This window comes from Chryseobacterium sp. B21-037 (assembly GCF_028570785.1).
Classification (GTDB): domain Bacteria; phylum Bacteroidota; class Bacteroidia; order Flavobacteriales; family Weeksellaceae; genus Chryseobacterium; species Chryseobacterium proteolyticum.
Genome location: NZ_JALGCB010000001.1, coordinates 1569289 through 1593572, shown reverse-complemented (window position 1 = coordinate 1593572; position 24284 = coordinate 1569289). Strand labels below are relative to the sequence as shown.

Below are 24284 nucleotides of genomic sequence, written 5' to 3'. Positions count from 1 at the left end.
TAAATTTTATTTTTTATAAATTCGTTCGCTTTTATTATAAGCAAAAATTTTATAACTTTGGATTAGATGCAAATTTAGCAATAGAAAATTAGATGAGCGCAAAAAAAGCCAATTTATCGGGCGAATTGAAAAAGTATTTCGGGTTTTCTACTTTTAAAGGTCAACAAGAACAAATTATAGAAAATCTGTTACAAGGGAAGGATATATTTGTTTTGATGCCGACAGGAGGAGGTAAGTCATTATGTTACCAACTTCCGGCACTCATTTCTGAAGGGACGGCGATTGTAGTTTCTCCCTTAATCGCATTAATGAAGAATCAGGTAGATGCCGTAAATGGTCTTTCATCTGATGATGGAGTAGCACATGTTTTAAATTCATCATTAAATAAAACCCAAACCAAGCAGGTCTTTGATGATATTAAAAGCGGGAAGACAAAATTACTTTATGTTGCTCCTGAATCATTAATTAAAGAAGATTATCTGGATTTCCTTAAGGAAGTTAAAATTTCATTCTTTGCTATTGACGAGGCTCACTGTATTTCAGAGTGGGGACACGATTTCAGACCGGAATACAGAAATCTGAAATTGATTATCGATAAAATTGCCGACGTTCCCGTTATTGCACTTACAGCCACGGCAACTCCTAAGGTTCAGGATGATATCCAGAAAACATTGGGAATGACGAATGCATTGGTATTTAAGGAAAGCTTCAACCGTGCTAATTTATACTACGAAGTACGCCCGAAAGTCAATGTAGATCTTGAAATCGTAAAATTTATTAATCAGCATAAGGGAAAATCAGGAATTATATATTGTTTAAGCAGGAGAAAAGTAGAGGAATTTGCGCAGCTTTTACAAGTGAATGGAATCAATGCATTACCATATCACGCCGGTCTTGACCAGAAGGTAAGAGTGGCTAATCAGGATAAATTCCTCATGGAGGATGCTGATGTTATTGTTGCAACCATTGCTTTTGGGATGGGAATTGATAAACCGGATGTGCGGTTTGTAATCCATTACGATTTTCCGAAGTCATTAGAGAGTTACTACCAGGAAACGGGACGCGCAGGAAGAGACGGTGGAGAAGGACACTGCTTAGCCTTTTATGATCCGAAAGATATCGAAAAGCTTGAAAAGTTCCTTGCTCAAAAGCCGGTTTCAGAAAGGGAAATCGGATTACAACTTTTAAATGAAGTGGTAGGTTATGCTGAAACATCCATGAGCCGGAGACAGTATATTTTGTATTACTTTGGTGAAGCTTTTGATCCTGTTAATGGAGAAGGAGCTAAAATGTGTGATAATGCATCAAACCCTCCAAAATTAAAGGATGCTACAAAAGATCTGAAGAAAGTTCTGGAACTGATCAGGGAAACTGGAGAAAAGTTTAAATCCAAAGACCTGATCTCTGTGATCTCGGGAAAAGAAAGTGCTGTCACCAAATCGTACAAGCTTGAACAAAGTTCATATTTCGGTTTCGGGAAAGATCAGAAAGATAACTATTGGAAAACGATCTTAAGACAGGCTACTGTTCAGAATTTTCTGCAAAAAGATATTGAAACGTACGGTGTTTTAAAGATTACGGATAAAGGCCTACAGGTTCTGGACCATAATTTAGATCACGTGTTTATGATAGCAGAAGACCGCGAATTTGACCTTACACAGTCAAAAGCGGAAAGTGATCAGGTGCAGATGCAATCCGGAGGAGGACTGGACCAGAATTTATTTGGTCTTTTAAAGGAACTGAGGAAAAAAGTAGCTAAAAAATACGGAATTCCTCCTTATACGGTATTCATGGATCCTAGTTTGGAAGACATGACGGTTCAGTATCCGATCACAGTGGAGGAAATTGCCAAGATTTATGGAGTAGGGGAAGGAAAAGCCAAAAAGTATGGAAAGGAATTTGCCGACTACATAAAAACCTATGTTGAAGACCATAATATTGAACGTACTCAGGATATGGTACTGAAACAGGTAGCGAATAAATCGAGCCACAAAGTATTTATTATTCAGAGTACCGATAAGAAGATCGATCTTGAGGATATTGCAAGAGCCAAAAATTTAACAATGAATGAATTGTTGAAAGAAATGGAAAGTATTGTATACCAGGGAACGAAGCTGAATATTGATTACTATATTGAAGATAATTTCGATGAAGATATTGTAGATGGCTTCATGGAATTCATGAATGATTCTGAAAGCGATAGCATGAAAGTATTGCTGGATGAATTCGGAGATGAGCTTTCTGATGAAGAGGTCAGAATGTTAAGGATAAAATTCATTAGTGACGTAGCTAATTAAATTAAAAATATGAACCTTATCCGATCATGGGTAAGGTTCTTTTACAATGATGAAAAAGATTTCTGTTATTTTTATTCTGCCGGATTTGGAAACCGGAGGTGCAGAAAGAATTATTACCACAATTGCAAATCATCTTTCACGGGATCGTTTTGAACCTAAGATTTTGCTTTTACGGAAACAAGGAGGTTATCTTAGCTTTCTTGAAAAAGATGTTGAAATTATTGATATCAATACAGAAAGAATCAGACATTCATTAAAGCCTATTTTATCGGAGATCTATAAAAGGAAACCTGATATTGTATTTTCAGGATTTGGTGAGGTAAATGCATATTTATCATTGTTTATAAAGCTTTTTCCAAGGACGAAGTTCATTGCCAGAGAAACAAATGTGGTAAGTGAGCATGTGACGCGGAAAGAAATTAAATTCTTTTATAATTTTTATAATAGCTATCAACGGATCATCGCACAAAGTGATGACATGATGAGGGATCTGATGAAGAACTTTAATATAAAATCGGATAAGATTGTGAAGATCAATAATCCGGTGGATTTTGATTTTATCAATCAGAAACTTGCCGTTTCCCAAAAGCCGGAATGCTTTGCGTACAATTACAAAAATGTTGTGGCCATTGGAAATTTATCTTCAAGAAAAGGATTCGATAACTTGCTGAAAGTTTTTTCCCGATTAAAAAATGAAAATATTCTGCTCCATATTCTGGGGGACGGAAAAGACAAAGAAATCCTGCATCAGATGAAAGATTTTCTGGGATTAAAACATGTATTTTTCCATGGAAGACAGGAGAATCCTTATCAATACTTAAAATACGCGGACCTTTTCATTCTTTCTTCAAGATATGAGGGATTTCCTAATGTGTTATTGGAAGCCGGTGCTTGTGGAACTTACGCTCTTGCTAACAACTGTCCCGGAGGTATTAATGAAATCATCCAACATCAGGTAAACGGTGAGATTTCGGATATCAATAATCACGAAGATTTTTCTCAAAAGATCATGAGTATCCTGCATCAGACCTATGATAAAGAAGCCATTAAAAGTTCTATTAAATCAAGGTTTTCCAAGAATATTATTCTCGATAAATACGAAAAACTTCTGTTGGATGTAGTTCGTAGTTCATAACAAAAATTGTTAATAGGCTAATTACTAATTATTAAACCAAAGGTAATCATGGAGAAAATAATTAAATCGTTTGCAATAGCTATTTTGATGGTGAATTCTGTAGCTCTTATGGCTCAGAACACCCAGCTTTCCAGAAAAGAGTTGCTAAAAACAGGTCTTGATCAGAAAGTTAAAACTGCGGAAATTCAGGAGGTCACAATAGCTGCAGGCATAGCGGCACCGGAGCATCTGCATCCTTGTCCGGTATTGGGAATAATAAAATCAGGAGATGCTGTTTTTCAGATAGAAGGACAGCAAAAAATAATACTCCATGAGGGGGATGCTTTTTATGAACCAAAAAACGTTAAAATTCTTCATTTTGATAATGCATCAGCTGAAAAACCACTCATTTTTTCAGCAATTTATTTAAAAGAAGGAAATGAAGAAAATATCAAACTATTGAAGTAACTCCTGTAAAAGATAGGATGTCCTGTTATCAATTCTAAAATTGATAAAACTCACTTTGGTGCTTGGTAATTTATCATTAAATTTGTAAGACTTAAGATAGATAATAATAAACAAATTCATAAAATAACATGAGTCAATTCGATGTTACCGTAATAGGTTCTGGTCCTGGTGGTTATGTTGCTGCAATTCGTGCTGCGCAATTAGGCTTCAAAACAGCAATTATTGAAAAATATTCAACTTTAGGCGGAACTTGTCTTAACGTTGGATGTATTCCTTCTAAAGCACTTTTAGATAGTTCCGAGCATTTCGAAAACGCAAAACATAATTTTGCAGGTCACGGAATCATTATCAATGATCCTCAAGTAGATATTGCAAGAATTATCGAGCGTAAAAATGAAGTGGTAAAGCAAAATACAGATGGGATCAACTATCTGATGAGCAAAAACAAAATTACTGTTTTTGAAGGTGTTGGAAGTTTTGAATCAGCTACTCAGATTAAAATCAGCAAGAAAGATGGTTCTTCAGAAACTATCGATTCCAAATATACAATCATTGCAACAGGTTCCAAGCCGTCTTCATTGCCTTTTATTACGCTTGACAAGGAAAGAGTAATTACTTCTACTGAAGCTTTGAATCTTAAAGAAATTCCTAAGCACTTGGTAGTTATCGGAGGTGGTGTAATCGGTCTTGAGCTAGGTTCAGTATATTTAAGATTAGGATCTCAGGTTACTGTTGTTGAATTTATGGATAAGATCATTCCTGGAATGGATGGAGCATTAAGTAAGGAATTACTGAAAGTTCTTAAGAAGCAGGGAATGAAATTCATGCTTTCTACTGCTGTTTCTGCTGTTGAGAGAAATGGAGACTCTGTAAAAATTACAGCTAAAGATAAAAAAGGAGAGGAAATTACTGTTGAAGGAGACTATTGTTTGGTTTCTGTGGGTAGAAAGCCTTATACAGATGGTTTAGGTCTTGAGAAGGCTGGAGTAGAACTTGATGAAAGAGGCAGAGTAAAGGTAAATGATCATTTACAGACCAATGTTGCCAATATTTATGCGATCGGAGATGTGGTTAAAGGAGCTATGTTAGCGCATAAAGCTGAAGAAGAAGGCGTATTTGTTGCTGAAACTTTAGCAGGTCAAAAGCCACACATCAACTACAATCTTATTCCTGGTGTAGTATATACATGGCCTGAAGTTGCCGGAGTTGGTAAAACTGAAGAGCAGTTAAAAGAAGAAGGTGTTGCTATTAAAGTGGGTTCATTCCCAATGAGAGCATTAGGAAGAAGCCGTGCAAGTGGTGATATTGACGGATTGGTAAAAATCATTGCTGATGAGAAGACAGATGAGGTTTTAGGAATGCATATCATCGGAGCAAGAGCCGCAGATTTAATTGCTGAAGGTGTAATTGCTATGGAATTCCGTGCAAGTGCAGAAGATATTGCAAGAAGTTCTCATGCTCACCCAACGTATGCTGAGGCTGTTAAAGAAGCGGCATTGGATGCTACAGGGAAGAGACCAATTCATATGTAGTATTTACTGAAAGATTAAAAATTTCAAAATTGATATAAAAAGAGAAACCAAAACTTGGTTTCTCTTTTTTTTGGCATAAAAATAGAGATGCTGATATAAAAGTAAAATAATGAAAAATATATTTATTGGTTTAGCGATGTTTACCGGAATTTATTCTTTTGCTCAGGAAGCTGGAAAAGCAGGAGAACTGTTAAAAAATGAAGCTTCTGTGACTGAAATGAAATCTTCAGCGGCCAAAGGAAATCAACAAAATAATACTACTAAAAATAATACTACTAAAAGCAATTCCGGATTTCGAAACGGTAATCAAAATAATGGTTTTAAAAATCCCAATTATCATTGGAACCAAAATTATGGATATGCAGAAGTTTTTCTGAGGATTCCTGAACTGGGATATTTCACTGTTGAACTTGGTGATCAATCCATTTCAAATAATTCCGGAAAATACCGTTTCTTTGATTTGCAATCCGGGAGAATGCCCATATCAATTTATGATAATGGATTTTTAATTTACAGATCGACTCTGATGTTAAGGAATAACAACAGAATGGTACTCGATTTTTTTACCAATGAAGGTTTATATTTATTGGATTCTTACCCGGTTCAGGACGGATCTTATGGCTTCAACGACTGGAATGATATATGGAATAATCCTTATGGTAATCAATCCGGAAACTGGAATCAACCAGGCAATACTATGGATGCCCGCACATTCAGCCAATTTTTTGAAATGCTTCAGAATAATGAGAAATTTGATGACGGTAAAATAGCATTGATTAATCAGCAGATGCGTACTTCTTTTTTTACTTCACAGCAGATAAGGGATCTTGTAAAATCGTTGAGTTTTGATAAGAATAAATTGACCCTGGCGAAATCCATGTACCGAAAATGTGCAGATAAGAACAGGTATTTCATGGTGTATGATGCTTTTGATTTCGAAAGCAGTAAGCGGGAATTAATGGAATATATAGCAAACTCATAATAAGCATCTAGACAAATTTTAAATTTAAATTATGGAAAGATCAGAATTGGAATTGTATTTAAAACGGTTGGGAACGTACTGGAACCATGAAGATAACGGCGAGCTGAAAGGCTTGCAGAAATTACATCAGTTGCATCCTAAACATATTGTATTTGAAAATATTGATTCTTTCATGGGCATCGTTCCTTCTTTAGACATAGGTGCCATTTTCCATAAACTGGTTACACTTCAAAGAGGTGGATACTGTTATGAACAAAATATACTGTTTAAAAATATCCTGACGAACTTAGGGTTTATTATCAAAATGCATCTGGCCAGAGTCCTGTGGAATAGTGCCAATGGTAAAGCAACGGCAAGATCACACATGATGCTCACTACGGATATTAAGGGTCTAAAATACCTTGTAGACGTGGGTTTCGGTTCAATGACGCTTACTTCACCCATATTACTTCAGGCAAATATAGAGCAGGAAACTCCAAATGGAGTGTTTCGATTGGTAAACAATGACATTTTTTATCAGTTGGAGGTTTTGAAGGAAGAATGGCTTCCGATCTATAAATTTTCACTTGAAGAAGTGGAGAAGCCTGACCTGGAAATGGCAAATTGGTTTGTGGCTACTGGACCTGATTCTGTATTTGGTAAATCTCTTATGATTTCCAGTGTAGATGAAAAATCCAGATATTCCCTTTTTAATCATGCATTCACTATACGCGGAAATGATGGAAGAAAAGAAAGTCTTGAAATTACTGAGCCTGATCAACTAAGGTTTATCCTGGCCACACATTTTAATCTTGACAAGCTTTCGGATCAATTATTAAGCACAATGTATAACAAGCTGAACGAAATCCGGATTCGTTTTCAGACAACTTAATAACCGGTCGATGAATAATCAACTTTGTAGCTAAGTTCTCTTTTAAAATAGACCTCTTTATAAATATAAACTGGTAAAGGAATATTGGGTCTGATTAATAAAATTAAATCAGGAAATTCAGGGAAATAGAAGCTGACGGAATTATTTCTGAAGGAGTCATTTTATATTTCCGTACCTTTGCAGACTAATTTTATCATCAATGCAACTCGGAAGAACTCAAACTTTAAAAATTTCAGAAAAAAATAATTCAGGATGGATCCTGATCGATGAATCGGGTGAAAAGGCTTTTTTACCAAAGGTTTTCGCTCAGGAAGATAAGGAAATTGAGGATGAAATTGAAGTTTTTGTGTATCAGGATGATGGTAAATTAAAAGCCACTACTGAAATTCCATTGGCTGAAGTAGGAGAGTATGCAGTAATGACAAGTGTTCAGAGTTTACCTAGTGGTGCTTTTATGGATTGGGGAATTATTAAAGATTTATTCATTCCTTATAAGCAACAAAAATCCAAAATTATTGAAGGCAAGAGATATCTGGTATATCTTTATGTAGATGAGGATCTGGAACTGATCACAGGAACAACAAAGTTTAAAAGGAATCCTCAATATGAAAATCTGCCCTTCCAGAAAGGGGATAAAGTAGATCTGATCATGATGAATGAAAGTGAACTGGGGTGGAATGTTGTTATTAATAAAAAATACATAGGATTGATCTATGCTTCTGATGTTTTCAAGAAATTATATCCGCTATCTGAAGAAAAAGGATACATTAAAGCCATTCGTGAAGACGGTAAGATTGACGTTTCCTTACAGCCTGAAGGTTTTGAAAATATTGATGAGTTTAAGCAAAAAATCCTTACCAAATTAGAGGAGAACTATGGTCTTCTTTATCTATCTGATAAATCTACTCCAGAGGAGATCAAAGGTGAAATCCAGATGAGTAAAAAGAACTTCAAGAAAGCAATCGGAGGTCTTTATAAAGATAAGATCATCGATATTATGGAGGATAAGATCAGATTATTATAAATATAAAACGAGCAGAATTTTCTGCTCGTTTTTTTGTTTTTATTCTCTGTTCTTAATCAATATCCAACCATTGTATAATCGCCCATCCGAAACCTTTATAATGTACCAATAACTTCCTGTAGGCAATGGTAATGAATTGTATTTTCCGTCCCATTCAAAAGGTTTTTTACTGATGATATCTTTGAATACCGGAATACCTCTTCTATCATAGATGCCTACTTCAGTTCCTGTATAATTTTCAAGGCCTCTTATCTTCCATTTATCGTTGATCCCATCACCATTAGGAGTAATTGCATTAGGAATATTGAAGATAGAAAAGTTTTTCTGGCCAATGATACAACCTGATTTTGTTCTTACATAAACAGTATATTCTCCCATGCTTAAATTATTAAAGACATTGGAATCCTGCCATGTCACATTATCAAGTGAATATTCATAGTTTCCACTAGCTGAAAGTAAAACAGTTGCAGAACTATTAGCAATTGTTACAGAAACGATCTCAGCTAAAACAGAATAGCTAACCTGCGTATTTGCAATGCTTTCACATCCGAAACTGTTGGTTACTTTCACAGAATAGTTTCCGGGAACGGATACTATAATTGTCTGTGTTGTAGCTCCTGTATTCCATAGATAAGAAGCAAATCCGCTTCCTGCATCGAGTGTTAATGTTTTTCCCTTGCAAAAATCAATGTTTTCTGGAAGACTGATTTTAGGCTTTGGATTTAATGTTAAGCTTAATCGTATCACTATAAAACAGCCATCGGGGGTAGATACTTTTACATGAATAATACTTGAGCCAATGCTCATCATATAAACTGAAGGATTTGGAATCGTATTTCCTGCACTATCTGTATAAGTAAAAGTGTAGTTTTGCGGGTTAGAAATAATATTTCCTTCATACGAATGAAGATTAATAGCCATTGTTGTTCCGGTAGAAGTATTGCATAAAGCATCTGTGACATCCTGAGCCGGAACATTATTGATGGACAATGTAACAGCTATGGATTGCTTTTCAGATTTGCACCCGTTCAATGTTTGAGTGACAAAATATGTTTGTCCATGTACCAGCGGTGTACTGAGAGGTAAAATATTCCCTCCCGCATTGTAAAACACAAGTGATGCTCCCGTAACAGCCAGATTAGCTAACGTAGGATTGGCAGAGGCACAAAAATCCTGAGTAGCATTTGCTGCTGGCTTAGGAGTGGAATTAACCGTCACCTGAATTGCTATTTTGTTGCTTTCACAGTTGTTAATGGTTTGTGAAGCATAATAGGTTTGCCCGCTTACAAGCCCTGTATTTAAAGGTAAAAGGTTTCCTGATGCATCATACCATTTTATATTCTGACCAATGATCTGAATATCTGAAACTTTTGGCTGATTAGTAGCGCAAAATGTTTGTTGTAAATTTTGTGTTGCAGGGAGAGCCGGAGAGGTTATAATTACATTTTGGTTTTGTGTTGCCGTATTTCCATGACCATCATTATATGTCCAGTGGATTATATAAGTTCCCGGAACAGAATAAGAAAGCGGATCTGTGGTGGTTGCTGTAATAATTCCTGCGCAATTATCAGTTGCTGTTGGGAAAGTTGAAATTACAGTATGGCAATCTCCTGTGACATCCGGCATATTGGCAATATTTGGAACCGGTGCAACAGTATCTCCTACGATTACATTTACAGTGAAGCTTCCGTCACAACCGCCTGACCCTGATACCTGACAAATATATGTCCCTGCATTAGCCGCTGTAGCATTTGAAATAACAGGATTTTGTTGGGTAGAACTAAATCCATTAGGTCCGGTCCAGCTATATGTTGTTCCCCCGGTTGCATGTAATTGGATGGATGAATTGATACAAACAGGAGAGTTTGAGGTTACTGTAGCGGCTGATGTACAATCCTTAAATTTAGCAATAAAAATATCGTTTCCACCACCAGGTAATTGCTGAAATGTTCCAGGGGTTGCGATACCTGATGTATTTCCACCTGACATTCCTGTTAAATAAATCGCATCATCATTATCTTTTGTTACCTCTCCTTGTTGTGTCGCACCATTTCCTGTATAATAAGTACCCCATTCCTTTACATCATTTTGGTTATATTTAATTAAAAATGTAGAATTATATTGTGCCGGCATTCCCATATAGGCACCGGGAGTCGATATATCCGGAAGGCCATTGAAATGTAAACCTGTGAAGAAAACATTTCCCGAAGTGTCAGGATATGCTAATAATTGAGGATCTCCATGAAAATTAAAGTAGTTTTTTGTAACGGTATTATTCGCAAGGTTAACACGCCAAATTCCTGGCTGCCCCTGAGGAAAAGCAGTTGTAGTATATTTTCCCGGAAGAATTAAAATATTATTTACAATTCTTGCTTTTAACACAAGTTCAGATCCTGCGTTTCCATAATAGCTTGATCGAAGAATGGTGTTTCCTTGTTTCGATAATTTAATATAGATTCCGTCTGATTCTCCACCTTTTATAGATTGAAAGGCATTAATCATGGGGATATTTGAAGATTGTGTAGCTCCAATTATTTCAAGATCATTGTTTGAAGAAAAAATATGGAAAATAGAAGTTGAACCATCACTTTGCCCAAAATAAGTTGCCCAATCTACATTACCTGTTGTTGAATTTAAAGAGGCTAAAATTCCATCTGTATATCCAAGAGGTGTAGATTTTGTTGGTTGCATTGCATTCACAGTTGGGAAATCAGAACTGAAAGCATCTCCTCCGATATATATCTTATTTTGATTATAAGAAACGGAATAAAGCTTGTCTTGTCTGCTGGAAACAAATTCTTTTTGAAAGACAAGAGCGCCATTATTGTCAAATTTTACTAAAACAATATTTTCATTGTATGGTCCTCTTTGAATAGTTCCCCCGGCATAAATACTAAAATCTTCGTCAAAATCAACATCCATGAAAACATCAGTCATTCCAAAACCATAATATGTTCCCCAAAGTCTTTGTCCGCTTGGCGTCAACTTCATTAAAAAAGAGTCAAGTCCACCGGCAAGATTCTGTTGATAGGCACCTGAAGTAGCAAAATTAGTATAGCTACTGGTGGTACCAAATAAGTAACCCTTATTTTGACTATCAGTTTTTATTCTACCATAATCATCACCTGTTCCACCCGCATGGCTTCCCCAGATTCTTGTTGGAACCGGATCAATGATAATAGTTTTAGTGGAAATGTCAATTGGAGTATTAAAGCTAAAAGTTTGATTACCAATATCATTAAAAGAAACGGGAATACTTACATTTATATTCTTGTTTTTAATCCAACTGTTGGGAATATTTTCCTGCATTTTTCCAAAACGCATATCCAAGGTAAGCTTACCATCTTTAATTGAGGTTGGAGCCCCACTAAATTTCATTTTTATATCTGAAATTTTTCCGCCTGGATTGATAATAAAATTGTACTCAATGGGCTTCATAGTGTCTTTTGGTTTAAAAAATACCAAATCAATATTTGAATAAATATTCTTGTATACTATTTTTTGGAACCTGTGTACATTGGTTATTCCTTTAGAATTATTGGGAATGTTGTAATAATTGTCAAAATCATAAGATTTTCCCTCCGCAATAATTGCAACACTTTTATTTGAATTTAGTAATTCAATATCAACTCTATGAAATAAATGTTCGTAAAGGAATTCATCCTCATAATACGTTTTAGCGTTTAAAGATTTATCTTTTTTAAATTTTTGGGAATTAGGATTGGATGTCTTTTTCGTTTCGTATACATCATAAGAAAACCCATTAGATCGAAGTTGAACATTCAGCCCTGCTGAATTGTACAAATATTTTACATCAGTATTTTCTTTTCCATCCTGATCAACAATCTGGCCTTTGTTTTCGTAAAAAAAATACTGATTATCCTGTATAGCTTTGGTTTGAGAAAATGTGAGTCCATAGGTGAACACTGATAAAAGAAATAAAATTTTCCGCATCTATTATTAATTTCCGGCAAATATATAAAAACGCCTCACTTTATCGGGATTAATAATCATTCATCTGTAAGTGTTTGTTTTAAAACATGATGGAAATCATGAGATTCATTTAATTATTTTGTTTAACAATTTTGTCAAAAAAAAAATTTGATCTACATTTGCACAAATTTGTTTAACAAAAATGTCAAATCAAGCAAAAAAAGACCAAACACAAGAATTGATCAAAGAAACTGCGAAGCACCTATTCTTTGTGAAAGGGAAGTTTGATGCTACTACGCAAGAGATTGCAGATGAAGCCGGAGTGAATAGAACGCTTATTAATTACTATTTCCGTTCAAGAGATAATCTGATGCAGATTGTATTTAATGAAGCGCAAAAAGTAGAACAAGAGAAATCTAAAATTATACAGAATTCCGATCTGCCTTTTAAAGAGAAAATAAGCCAGTTTATAGAAGGCAGCTTATCAACAAGCCTTCAGTATCCTTATCTGGAAACTTATATTGTTTCACAGATCAATAAAGGGAATTGTCATCAGAAGGATATAGAGGAAGATGATTTGAAAAAGATGTATGAAGACATTGAAACGGAAATGGAAGCAGGAAATATAGAGAGAATGAAACCTATCCAATTTATTCTGAATATGGTTTCTTTATTGGTATTTCCCAGCGCAATACGTCCTCTTTTGATGGAGAATCTAATGATCAGTGATAAAGAATTTGATAAGATCATATCAGAGAGAAAAGAGATCATACTGAATATTTTATTTAAAAATTAGTTAAAAGCTTAAAGTATTTTTAAATATGATCCGTCCTTTAGGAATAAAGTATTTGAAGAAGAACATCTATTAAAAAAATAAACGAAGTAATAAAATTATGAAAAGAAAACGTATAACTGCACAAAAGCTAAAAATAGGGATAGCTGCAGCATTTATGATTTTCGGTTACTCATCGGTACATGCTCAGCAACAGGTTTCTTTAAAAGAAGCCATTCAGCAGGCCCTGAAAAATAAGGCAGAAGCTAAGAAAGCTGCTTTACAGGTAAAAAAAGCTGAATATAAGATTGATGAAGCCAGAGCCGGTGCTTTACCGCAGATCAGTGCTAATATCAGCAATACTTTTAATCCTATTTTACAGAAGTCTGTTCTTCCTGGTGAGATTTTAGGAATGCCGGGACAAATGATTCCGGTGACATTCGGAACAAAATGGCAGTCTGTAAACTCTGTAACGCTTAACCAGAATATTTTTGACCAGAGAGTATTCATCGGTTTAAAAGCGGCTAAATCTACCCGTGAGTTTTATATTCTTAATTCACAGCTGACCAATGAACAAATCATTGAAAATGTAGCGACAGCTTATTATCAGGTTTTTGTTCAGGAAGAAAATCTTAAGACGATTGAAGCCAGTTATGCTAATACGGAAAGGGTAAGAAATGTGATCAAAAGTTTAGTTGATAATGGCCTTGCTAAATCTATAGACCTGGACCGTACCAACGTTCAGCTTAATAATATAGGATCGAACAGGCAACAGCTGATCAACGGAGTGGAAGTGGCTAAAAATTCATTGAAGTTTTATATGGGAGTTCCTATTGAAACACCGATAGAGCTTGAAGAAAAAACAATCGAACCCAATCCGCAGCTTTTAGCAACCAATGTGAGCCTGGAACAAAGATCTGAATTAAAAGTACTAAATAAACAAAGAGAGTTATTACAGTTTAGTAAAAAAGCAACAGAAGCTTATCTTTATCCTACCGTGGGATTAACAGCCAATTACGGATGGCAGGGATTAGGAAATAAATTTCCTTATTTCACAGGATCTTCTCAGGGAACCAACTGGAGTGATTTTGCTTCCATAGGTCTGGCCATTAAAGTTCCGATTTTTATGGGTGGCCAAACCAAGGCTCAGATTCAACAGGCTGAAATCGATATTCAGGATCTGGATCAGGATATTGAGAAAACTAAGCTTAGCCTGAACCTGGATTATAAAAATGCTATTTCCAATATGGAAAATGCGATCATCAATATCGAAAGCATGAAGAATAATGTAGGACTGGCAGAAAGGGTTCAAAGCAACACACAATCCAATTATCAGTATGGTTTAGCAACACTTACAGAAGTTCTGGATTCTGAAAATGCTCTTACTCAGGCAAAACAGAATTATGCGAATGCATTGCTGGATTATAAGCAGGCTGAGATAAAACTGATCAAAGCTAAAGGAGAATTAAATACATTAGAAAACCAATAATAAACTAAAATGAAAAAAACTTTAATATATATCATCGTAGCGGCTGTACTTATTGGTTTAGCAGCTTATAAGATTGCGGGAAACAAAGAAAAACAGACACAGGAAGTAAAAGAAGTTGCCAAGCAGGTTGATAAGATCAACGTTAATGTGGTAACCGTAAAGAGAGAAAATATCGATACGGATTACTCAGCGAATGGAACGTTTCTTCCAAAGCAGGAAATGAATCAGTCTTCTGAAATTGCAGGACGTATTGTAAGTGTTCTAGTAAAAGAAGGTTCAAGAGTTTCTGCAGGTCAGACTTTAGCAACTATTAAAAGAGATGCTATTGAGGTAGATGTATCACAGGCTCAGAATAACTTACAAAACGCAATTATCGACAATCAGCGTTATGAAAATGCTTATAAAACAGGAGGAGTTACCAAGCAACAGCTTGATAATTCAAGATTACAGCTTAAAAATATGCAGGCTGCTGTAAAAGCTCAGGGTGTAAGAGTAAATGATACCAGCATCCGGGCAGGGATCAGCGGTACAATTAATAAAAAAATGGTGGAGCCTGGAACTGTAGTTTCAGTGGGAACTTCCATGTTTGAGATCGTTAATATCAATACCTTAAAACTTTCCGTTCTGGTGGATGAAAGCCAGGTTGGGAAAATCCAGTTAGGTCAGGTAGTTCCAATTAGCGTAAATGTTCTACCTGAAGATTCTTTCAGTGGAAGAATTACATTTATTGCTCCTAAAAGTGATGCTTCTTTAAATTTCCCGGTAGAAATTGAAGTTCCGAACAAAGGAAACCTGAAAGCCGGTATGTATGCAACTGCAGTATTCAAAACAAACAACGGAGCTGAAACTCAGAACATGCTTACTGTTCCTGCGGAAGCATTTGTAAACGGGGTGAGCTCTGGCCAGTTGTTTATAGTTCAAAATGGAACTGCCAAATTGATCAAAGTAACGATCGGAAAAGTGTACGGAGATAAAGTACAGATTCTTACAGGTCTTACTGAAGGTCAACAGGTAATTACCAGCGGACAGATCAACTTGGATAACGGGTCAAAAATCAATATTGTAAAGTAGTAGACTTATGAAGTTAGCAGAAATATCGATCAAAAGACCCTCGTTGGTAATTGTATTATTTACAATTCTGACACTGGGAGGTATCCTGAGTTATACACTCATGGGATACGAATTGATTCCGAAGTTTGAAACCAATATGGTAACAATTTCTACGACCTATCCGGGAGCTTCGCCTGCAGAGGTGGAAACTTCCGTAACCCGGAAAATTGAAGATGCCGTAGGTTCTTTGGAAAATGTAAAAAAAGTAGAGTCTTCTTCATATGAAAGTTTATCCGTGATCATGGTTCAGCTGAACGATGGTGCGGATGTGGATTATGCTTTGAATGATGCTCAGCGTAAAGTAAATGCAGTTCTTAAAGACCTTCCGGATGATGTAGATCCGCCTTCACTGAATAAATTCTCATTGGATGATTTACCTATTATTACGATGAGTGTTTCTTCGAATAAATTGAATAACAAAGAACTTTATGACCTTTTAGATAAAAAAATAGAGCCTATTTTCTCCCGTGTAAACGGAGTAGCACAGGTTGATCTTGTAGGTGGACAGGAAAGAGAGATTCAGGTGAATCTTGATGAGAAAAAATTGCAGGGTTATGGACTTTCCATCGGAGATGTTCAGCAGGCTATCCTTTCATCCAACCTGGATTTCCCTACAGGAAGTTTGAAATCGAGAACCACAAAATCTACGATCAGATTATCGGGAAAATATAAATCGATCCAGGAAATGAACAACCTTGTTGTTTCCAATAAAGATGGAGCTCAGGTTCGTTTATCCGATATTGCTACCGTTTTCGACTCTCAGAAAGATGTTGAGAAAGTGGCCAGATTTAACCAGTTTCCGACGATCTTAATGCAGGTTAAGAAACAGTCTGATGCGAATGCGGTTGCTGTATCTGAAAGTGTTCAGAAAACCATAGCAAAAGTAGAAGAAGCGTATAAAGTTCAGGGGATAAAAGTGAAGGTAGTAAATGATACTACGGATTTTACTCTTGAATCTGCCAACCACGTTATTTTTGACTTGTTCCTGGCAATCGTCCTTGTAGCTATTGTGATGTTATTATTCCTTCACAGTATCAGAAATGCCTTTATCGTAATGGTCTCTATTCCGGCTTCGTTAATTGCAGCTTTCATTGGAATGAACCTGATGGGGTATACACTGAACCTGATGAGTTTATTAGGATTATCCCTGGTGGTTGGTATCCTTGTGGATGATGCGATCGTGGTATTGGAAAACATTTACCGTCACATGGAGATGGGTAAAAGTAAGATCAGGGCTGCGTATGATGGAGCGTCTGAAATTGGATTTACGGTTGCTGCAATTACATTGGTAATCGTGGTGGTATTCCTTCCGATTGCAATGAGTTCAGGTCTTGTAGCAAACATCCTTGGACAATTTTGCGTCACGGTTGTTATTGCAACCTTATTATCATTGTTGGCATCATTTACCATTATCCCTTGGTTATCATCGAGATTTGGTAAGCTGGAGCACTTAACAGGTAAAAACTGGTTTGAAAAATTCATTCTTTGGTTTGAAGGACTGATTGATAAATTTACACACTGGATCACAGGCATTCTTGAGTGGTGTCTGAAGTCAACGTTAAGAAGGATATCAACGGTAGTGATCACCTTTATTATTCTGATCTCTTCGTTCATGTTGGTAGCATTTGGTTTCATTGGTGGTGAATTCTTCCCTCCAATCGACCGTGGTCAGTTCTTAGTTCAAATGGAATTATCAAAAGATGCGACTGTTGAAAAGACCAACCAGTTAACTTTAGATGTAGAGAAGTTTTTAAGAAATGATAAAGATGTTGTGGATCTGATTACCACTGTTGGTCAGCAGTCAACAGGTTTTGGTGGAGCTCAGGCAACGACTTATCAGTCTGAAGTTCAGGTAAACCTTACTGATAAATCTGAGCGTGCTGAAAGTACGAACATCAAAGCAGCTAAAGTAAAAAGAGCATTAGAAGAGAAATTTACAGGAGTTGAGTTTAAAACGGCTCCAATTGGTATCCTGGGTGCTGAAAATGCACCGATCGAAATGGTTGTAACAGCTCCTGATAATGCTACAGCAGTAAAAGAGGCAACAAGAATTCTGGAACTATTGAAAAAAGTTCCCGGGGCAGTAGATGCTGAACTATCAACAGATACCGGTAATCCTGAAGTTCAGGTAAATATTGACAGAGATAAAATGGCTTCTTTAGGCCTGAATCTTCAGAGTGTAGGACAAACAATGCAGACAGCATTCAACGGAAACACAGATGGGAAATACAGAGCCGGAGAATATGAATATGATATCAATATCCGTTTCGGTGATGCGAACAGACAGTCTATTGATGATGTTAAGAACCTGATGTTCACAAATCCTAGAGGAGAAAAGGTTCGTTTGAGTCAGTTTGCAGAAGTGAAAATGGGTTCAGGACCAAGCTTACTTGAGCGTAGAGATAAATCTCCTTCCGTAAAAGTAAGAGCAAAGGCGGTAGGTAGACCTGTGGGGGATGTTGCGAATGAATGGGCAGACCAGTTCATGAAGAGCGATAAAAAACCTATCGGAGTGGATTATATCTGGAGTGGTGATATGGAAAACCAGCAGGAAGGTTTCGGTACTTTAGGTATTGCCTTACTGGCGGCTATCGTATTGGTTTACCTGGTAATGGTTTCCTTATATGACAGTTTTGTTTATCCGTTTGTGGTATTGTTCTCGATTCCGCTTGCGATGATCGGAGTTATGGTTATCCTTGCCTTAACAGCAAATTCACTGAACATCTTTACGATGTTAGGGATGATCATGTTGATTGGTCTTGTGGCGAAGAATGCGATCCTGATTGTTGACTTTACCAATGCTAGAAAAGCTGCAGGATCAAATACACACGATGCCTTGATTCAGGCTAACCATGCTCGTCTTCGTCCGATTCTTATGACAACCATCGCGATGATCTTCGGGATGTTGCCAATTGCATTGGCAAGTGGAGCAGGAGCCGAATTTAATAAAGGTCTGGCTTGGGTAGTTATCGGTGGTTTAACATCGTCTCTATTCCTTACCTTGATCATTGTGCCAGTAGTATACTCTCTGTTTGATTCAATTCTAAGAAGAATGGGTCAGCATGAGAAAACAGACTATGAGGCTGAAATGAAGGCTGATTACGAGCACAGAGAACTAAGTGATGACGGATTTACTCCTAAACATTTAGATTAAAATAACAACCTTAATTAACCGAAAAAGCGTATCATTTTTGATACGCTTTTTTGATTGTTCCCTGTGCTGCCAACAAAATTTTAAACTCTATTCTCCACAATAAAAAAGGCTTCCAGAATAAACTGAAAGCCTTCCCTTTTATTTTATACAAAAAATTAATCTGCCATGGCTTCACCTGACTTTCTGTAGATGAAGTTTCCGTAAATGTGTCTTCTTGCAAAACGGCTTGGTGAATCAGCATTTACCATTTTGATATAGGTGTTTCTTGGTACTCCCAGGTATTCATACATCATTCCGTTTAAATGCTGGATCTTCAGAACCTGTTTTTCAAAATAGAAATCGTGAATATTAGATTTTGTAGTTGTTTCTACATATTCCTCCTTATACTTTTCCTGTGTTTCAGGGTTAATGCTCACCAAAAAATGGTAAGCTTCAATCACAGATTTGCTTTTTTCTTCAGCTTCCAGTTTCCCGGCTTCATCGTTGATGAATTTATCAGGATGAGAATCTTTCATCGTATTTCTGTAAATGGTTTTTAACTCCTGTAATGTTACTGTTTTATCTACCCCAAGAAGCTTTCTATGTTCACCAACTCTTTTCATATTTATATATTTTATTGATTTTAAGGATTCTATGTAATTGTTATATCCATAAGTATGAATTCGTACAATACTATTTTATATTCCGTTATATGATCCTTTTTTCGGGGTGCAAAATTAGGTAATTAATTCCAGAAAATCATAACTTATTCATTATTAATTTATTTGAAGCTGTTTGTTATAATAAGAAGATAAGGAAAAGAATTAATAATCTTCATTTTTTATCATATCTAATAAATCTTTGACATTTTTAAACCCGGGAAGATCATTATTATTTTGTTTTAAATCAAAAAGTTTAGTTTCTGTTTTTACTAATGAATTATTTATTAAAGTCTCACTTGTATATTTTGCTAGGTCAGGTTGAGAATCATCATAATAAATTGTGATTTCGCGAATTATACTTTTTTGTGGATTTTTATGATCTTTTATATAATGATTGGATTCAGATTTTAAAATTCGAATAATTTTACCATTACTATCTTTAGTTATTTTGATGGAGAATCCTATTGCACCTACATTTCTGTTTTTTTTATTTTTTATTAATCCAGATCCCTCGACAAGTTTGGTGGGATAATCTTTTGAATAAACATCAATAGTATCCAAATGGCTGTAGTTTTTATGTTTTAGTTCTTTTGACTGACCTAGTAATGATCCTGAAATTGTAATTAAAATAAATAGAATTTTCATATTACTTCTGTAGTTTGGAATTTACAATTTTAATAATTCTAACAGTTCCAATTAACTGAGATTCTTCAAATCTTAAATCCCTGCTGTTTTTAATTTTCTTTGAAAATATTCCTACGGTAAAATATTAACTTCTGCATTTACCAAGTTCCCATGAAAATATAGCTCCTAAGTTTTAAATATAACAAAACATAAATATATGATATTTTGTTTTTCGTGATAAAAATTTCCTACGAATTCTTCTGTAGTCATTGATTTATTTTATTAAACAAAAAAAGCAGAAGCTTACGCCTCTGCCTTACAATATAAAAAAATAATAATCAGTTCTATTATACTTTCTCAGTCGAATAAGCTGCAGCCACTTCTTTCGAAGCTGCTACCATAGCGATCAATGCTTTTTCTGTTTCCTCCCAATGACGGGTTTTCAATCCGCAATCTGGATTTACCCAAAGCTGTTCTGCCGGGATTACGGCTTGTGCTTTTTTCAGCAATGCAACCATTTCCTCTTTTGACGGAACTCTTGGAGAGTGAATGTCATACACTCCTGGGCCGATCTCGTTTGGATATTTAAAGTCTGCGAAAGCATTTAATAACTCCATTTGGCTTCTTGAGCATTCTATCGTGATGACATCGGCATCCATATCGGCGATATTGTGGATAATATCATTAAACTCGGAATAACACATATGCGTGTGGATTTGTGTAGCATCCTCAACACCACTTGCAGAAATTCTGAAAGCTTCTACAGCCCATTGAAGGTAATTTTGCCATTCTGCCTTACGCAAAGGAAGACCTTCTCTGATAGCTGGTTCATCGATCTGGATAATTCTGATTCCTGCTTTTTCAAGATCGTTTACTTCATCACGGATTGCCAAAGCAATCTGCTTACAGGTGGTAGAACGAGGCTGATCATCACGTACAAATGACCATTGAAGAATGGTTACAGGGCCGGTCAACATTCCTTTTACCCATTTTTGAGTTAATGACTGGGCATATTGCGACCAGTAAACCGTCATTGGCTGAGGCCTGTGAACGTCTCCATAAATAACCGGTGGTTTTACACAGCGGCTTCCGTAGCTTTGAACCCATCCGTTTTGAGTAAATGCAAATCCTGCGAGCTGTTCCCCAAAATACTCGACCATATCGTTGCGTTCAAATTCTCCATGTACCAATACATCAATTCCGATTTCCTCTTGCCATTGGATGGTTCTCTGTGTTTCTTCTTTAAGCAGCTGATCATATTTCTGGGCGGTAAGATCTCCTTTCTTGAATTGAGCTCTCCAGCTTCTTACTTCTTTGGTTTGAGGAAAGGACCCAATTGTTGTTGTTGGAAATAAAGGAAGCTCCAATGCGTTCTGCTGTGCTTCTTTTCTCACATTAAAAGGACTGTTTCTCTGTGCGTCACTTTCTGTAGTTACGGTAACACGGTTTTTCACATCCTGATTGTGAATTAGTGTTGAAACTTTTCGGTTTTCAATAGCTTTTTTATTTTCAGCTAATTCCTGTAAAGTATTGTAATCCGGGTTTTCTGAAGCTAATTTTTTTAAGGTAACAATTTCATAAACTTTTTGCCTGGCGAAAGCCATCCATTGTTTGATCTCCGGAGATAGTATATTTTCATTTTTCTCCAGGTCAAGATCGAAAGGAGAATGAAGTAATGAACATGACGGTGCAATGAAAACTCTTTCAGAACCTAATGCTGCAATAGCTTTTTTGATGAAAACCAGAGACTGATTGAAATCGTTTTTCCAGATATTTCTTCCGTCTACGACTCCTAATGAGAGGATTAATGTTTCAGGAATTGCATTGATGACCTCATCCAATTGTTCCGGGGCTCTTACCAGATCAATGTGTAGTGCATCAACAGGTAGAGTAGTGGCCAATGAAAGGTTATCTTTTAACCCATCAAAATAGGTGGTCACAATAAATTTAAGGTTCGGAAACTGTTTGGCAATTTCAGCATAAATGTTCTGGTAAACTTCTTTTGCTTTCTGATCAAGGTCTAGTGCTAAAAACGGCTCATCCAGCTGAATCCATTCTGCTCCGTTGTTTTCAAGCTCTTTTAAGATCTCAACGTAAACCGGAAGCAGATTTTGTGCTAAATCCAATTTATCAAAACCTTCTTCTTTTTCTTTTCCTAATAATAAATAGGTTACCAATCCAAGGATAACAGGCTTTGTATGAATTCCTGCTTCCTTCGCTTCAATAAACTCATTAACGATTTTATGGGAGAATAATTTGAATTGCTGATCTTTTTGGAATTCTGGAACGATATAATGATAATTGGTATCAAACCATTTTGTCATTTCCATGGCTGTAATATCGTGCCCTTCTTTCTGATAACCTCTGGCCATAGCAAAGTAAAGATCTAGCTCATTTGGTGTAATATCCTGATAACGGGAAGGAATAGCTCCAACAGACAATGTCATGTCCAATACCTGATCATAAAAAGAAAAGTCATTGGATGGAATCAGATCAATTCCGGCTTCTTGTTGTAGTTCCCAGTTTTGCTTTCTGATCTTTTTTCCTGCCTCTAAAAGTTCCTGTAACGATGTTTTACCTGCCCAATATAGTTCGCAGGCTTTTTTAAGTTCTCTGTTGCTACCGATTCGCGGATAGCCAAGGATGTGTGTTTGCATTTTCTTTAAACTTTTAATTAAATTTTGGTTTTAAAAGTTCTTATAATGCTTCATAACGCAATCGGGAAATAGTTTTTAGCAATAGAGAAGATACAATATAGACGTAATTTTCCCAGTGAAGAGTAGATTGTTAGGTAACCTGAAATTAATTTTCATAAAAAACATTACGTTTAAACTCAAATAAATTCTGAGTTAAAACCCAATCCAATACGTTCAAAAGTATCATCTGTATGACCAAAAGCTTCAGACCGCGAAAGCATTGTCAATTCGGGACAGGCAGGTCTCCTGACTTGTAACAGTTTTTGTCATCCTTCCCGCTTGTGGCAGTGGATATTCAGGGACAAAAACCTCTGTTGTGTTACTTACAGTTGCGCGACAGCTCGTGATTTTCACACGATTCCCTATTAATCTACCTTAAGTAAAACCTTTTCCGTTTGATGAAGTATGTTAAAGAACAAAATAGGGTGTAAAGGTATTAATTTAAGATGTTTAATTGGCTTAAATGCAAAAATTAAGTATATTATTTTGTTTAAATTGAATTTGTAAGTTATTTATTCTGTAAATTTGGAAATATAAATCGAAAAAAGAATATTATCCTGTGGAAAGACTAGACGATAAAGACCTTCAATTGTTAAGAATCCTTCAAAAAAATGCAAAATTGACCGTTAAAGAATTGGCAAAGGAAATTAACCTTTCTCCATCTCCTGTTTTTGAGCGTGTTAAAAGGTTGGAGCAGGAGGGTTATATCAAACATTATGCGGCTGTCCTGGAAGCCGAGAAACTGAATCGTGGTTTTACAGTTTTCTGTCAGGTTAAATTAAAGATCCACGACAGGTCTGTGGGAAATGAGTTTGTACAGGAAATTACACTGATAGACGAAGTGGCGGAATGCTATAATATTTCAGGCGATTTTGATTTCCTTCTCAAAGTTCAGGTACGCGATATGAAACACTACCAGGATTTTGTATTTAATAAATTAGGTTCCGTCGACTCGATAGGAAGCACACACAGTACTTTTGTAATGGCAGAAGTGAAGAATAACCATGGAGTTACTATATAGAGCAGATCTCTTACTAGATTTTTTTTCCTCTGATCCTGCTTAATGATACAGAAGTGATACCAAGATAAGATGCAATATAATACTGAGGAACCCGGCGGAAAATCTCGGGGGATTGCTTTATAAGCTCATTATATCTTTCCTCTGCAGAATCTTTTATACGGGAAATAAAGAGCTTCTGATATTTAAGTAAGCGTTCCTGTAGATAGCTGTAATAAAGTTCCTTGCTGTCCGGATTATTTTCAATTATTTGTCTGAAATCCTCAATAGAAGTGCTATATACAGTACAGGGTTCTATCGTTTCGATATTATAAATACTTGGAGAATTATAAAACAGACTTTCCCACGACGAAATAAAGTTTCCTTCAAACAAAAATTGAAATGTAATTTCCTTACCGTCATTATTAAGCCAACCTCTGGCAACTCCTTTTTTGAGATAGTAAAATTTACGCGCCATCTTACCTTCTTCCGTTAGCAAGGTTTTGTTGGGTAATTCTTCCTGTTCGAAATTACTAAGGATTTTAGCCAAGGCGTTTTTATCTGGGGACATGCTCAAGAA

At 36.0% G+C, this 24284-nt stretch carries 17 protein-coding genes and 1 riboswitch; of the genes, 12 read left to right on the top strand and 5 right to left on the bottom strand.

Going from position 1 to position 24284, the window contains the following annotated elements; translation table 11 throughout:
* Positions 1–92 precede the first annotated feature (92 nt).
* The 7 genes from recQ (at position 93) to MTQ00_RS06950 (ending at position 8288) form a co-directional block, all read left to right on the top strand.
* Positions 93–2297, top strand: coding sequence for a DNA helicase RecQ (recQ, locus tag MTQ00_RS06980; RefSeq protein ID WP_172278637.1), 2205 nt, complete (start codon positions 93–95; stop codon positions 2295–2297).
* A 49-nt stretch (positions 2298–2346) separates the two neighbouring features.
* On the top strand, positions 2347–3432 hold the full coding sequence (locus MTQ00_RS06975) for a glycosyltransferase (RefSeq protein ID WP_273651050.1): 1086 nt from the start codon (positions 2347–2349) through the stop codon (positions 3430–3432).
* A gap of 48 nt (positions 3433–3480) precedes the next feature.
* Positions 3481–3879: a cupin domain-containing protein gene (locus MTQ00_RS06970; RefSeq protein ID WP_273648235.1), complete on the top strand. Its 399-nt coding sequence runs from the start codon at positions 3481–3483 to the stop codon at positions 3877–3879.
* 128 nt (positions 3880–4007) lie between these two features.
* Complete coding sequence (gene lpdA, locus MTQ00_RS06965) at positions 4008–5411, top strand: dihydrolipoyl dehydrogenase (RefSeq protein ID WP_273648234.1); 1404 nt, start codon at positions 4008–4010, stop codon at positions 5409–5411.
* Between the two features lie 109 nt (positions 5412–5520).
* Complete coding sequence (locus tag MTQ00_RS06960; protein WP_273648233.1) at positions 5521–6393, top strand: DUF4476 domain-containing protein; 873 nt, start codon at positions 5521–5523, stop codon at positions 6391–6393.
* Between the two features lie 31 nt (positions 6394–6424).
* Positions 6425–7264, top strand: coding sequence for an arylamine N-acetyltransferase family protein (locus MTQ00_RS06955; protein ID WP_273648232.1), 840 nt, complete (start codon positions 6425–6427; stop codon positions 7262–7264).
* A gap of 199 nt (positions 7265–7463) precedes the next feature.
* The gene (locus tag MTQ00_RS06950; RefSeq protein WP_273648231.1) at positions 7464–8288 is read left to right on the top strand and encodes a CvfB family protein; all 825 of its coding nucleotides are present in this window, start codon (positions 7464–7466) and stop codon (positions 8286–8288) included.
* Between the two features lie 39 nt (positions 8289–8327).
* On the opposite strand, the gene MTQ00_RS06945 is transcribed toward MTQ00_RS06950, so the two are convergent.
* Positions 8328–12242 (bottom strand): DUF7948 domain-containing protein, encoded by a 3915-nt coding sequence (locus MTQ00_RS06945; RefSeq protein ID WP_273648230.1) that lies wholly within the window; start codon positions 12240–12242, stop codon positions 8328–8330.
* Positions 12243–12423: 181 nt separating this feature from the next.
* Here MTQ00_RS06945 and MTQ00_RS06940 point away from each other — a divergent pair, with 181 nt between their 5' ends.
* The 4 genes from MTQ00_RS06940 (at position 12424) to MTQ00_RS06925 (ending at position 18746) form a co-directional block, all read left to right on the top strand.
* The gene (locus MTQ00_RS06940; protein ID WP_172278623.1) at positions 12424–13017 is read left to right on the top strand and encodes a TetR/AcrR family transcriptional regulator; all 594 of its coding nucleotides are present in this window, start codon (positions 12424–12426) and stop codon (positions 13015–13017) included.
* 97 nt (positions 13018–13114) lie between these two features.
* On the top strand, positions 13115–14482 hold the full coding sequence (locus MTQ00_RS06935; RefSeq protein ID WP_172278621.1) for a TolC family protein: 1368 nt from the start codon (positions 13115–13117) through the stop codon (positions 14480–14482).
* A 9-nt stretch (positions 14483–14491) separates the two neighbouring features.
* Positions 14492–15553, top strand: coding sequence for an efflux RND transporter periplasmic adaptor subunit (locus MTQ00_RS06930; RefSeq protein ID WP_172278619.1), 1062 nt, complete (start codon positions 14492–14494; stop codon positions 15551–15553).
* A 7-nt stretch (positions 15554–15560) separates the two neighbouring features.
* A complete protein-coding gene (locus MTQ00_RS06925) occupies positions 15561–18746 on the top strand; it encodes an efflux RND transporter permease subunit (protein WP_172278617.1) in 3186 nt (1061 codons plus the stop codon).
* Positions 18747–18901: 155 nt separating this feature from the next.
* Here the strand turns inward: MTQ00_RS06925 and MTQ00_RS06920 are convergent, their stop codons facing one another.
* From MTQ00_RS06920 to metE, 3 genes are all read right to left on the bottom strand, one after another.
* Positions 18902–19348, bottom strand: a complete 447-nt coding sequence (locus tag MTQ00_RS06920; protein ID WP_172278613.1) for a KTSC domain-containing protein — start codon at positions 19346–19348, stop codon at positions 18902–18904.
* Between the two features lie 201 nt (positions 19349–19549).
* Positions 19550–20032, bottom strand: coding sequence for a hypothetical protein (locus tag MTQ00_RS06915; RefSeq protein ID WP_273648229.1), 483 nt, complete (start codon positions 20030–20032; stop codon positions 19550–19552).
* A gap of 326 nt (positions 20033–20358) precedes the next feature.
* Positions 20359–22668, bottom strand: a complete 2310-nt coding sequence (metE, locus tag MTQ00_RS06910; RefSeq protein WP_273648228.1) for a 5-methyltetrahydropteroyltriglutamate--homocysteine S-methyltransferase — start codon at positions 22666–22668, stop codon at positions 20359–20361.
* A gap of 258 nt (positions 22669–22926) precedes the next feature.
* Positions 22927–23112: riboswitch (cobalamin riboswitch) on the bottom strand.
* Positions 23113–23266: 154 nt separating this feature from the next.
* On the opposite strand from metE, the gene MTQ00_RS06905 reads away from it, so the two are divergent.
* Positions 23267–23728: an Lrp/AsnC family transcriptional regulator gene (locus MTQ00_RS06905; protein ID WP_172278609.1), complete on the top strand. Its 462-nt coding sequence runs from the start codon at positions 23267–23269 to the stop codon at positions 23726–23728.
* Between the two features lie 13 nt (positions 23729–23741).
* Here MTQ00_RS06905 and MTQ00_RS06900 read toward each other — a convergent pair whose 3' ends face one another.
* A complete protein-coding gene (locus MTQ00_RS06900) occupies positions 23742–24275 on the bottom strand; it encodes a Crp/Fnr family transcriptional regulator (RefSeq protein ID WP_273648227.1) in 534 nt (177 codons plus the stop codon).
* Between the last annotated feature and the right edge of the window lie 9 nt (positions 24276–24284).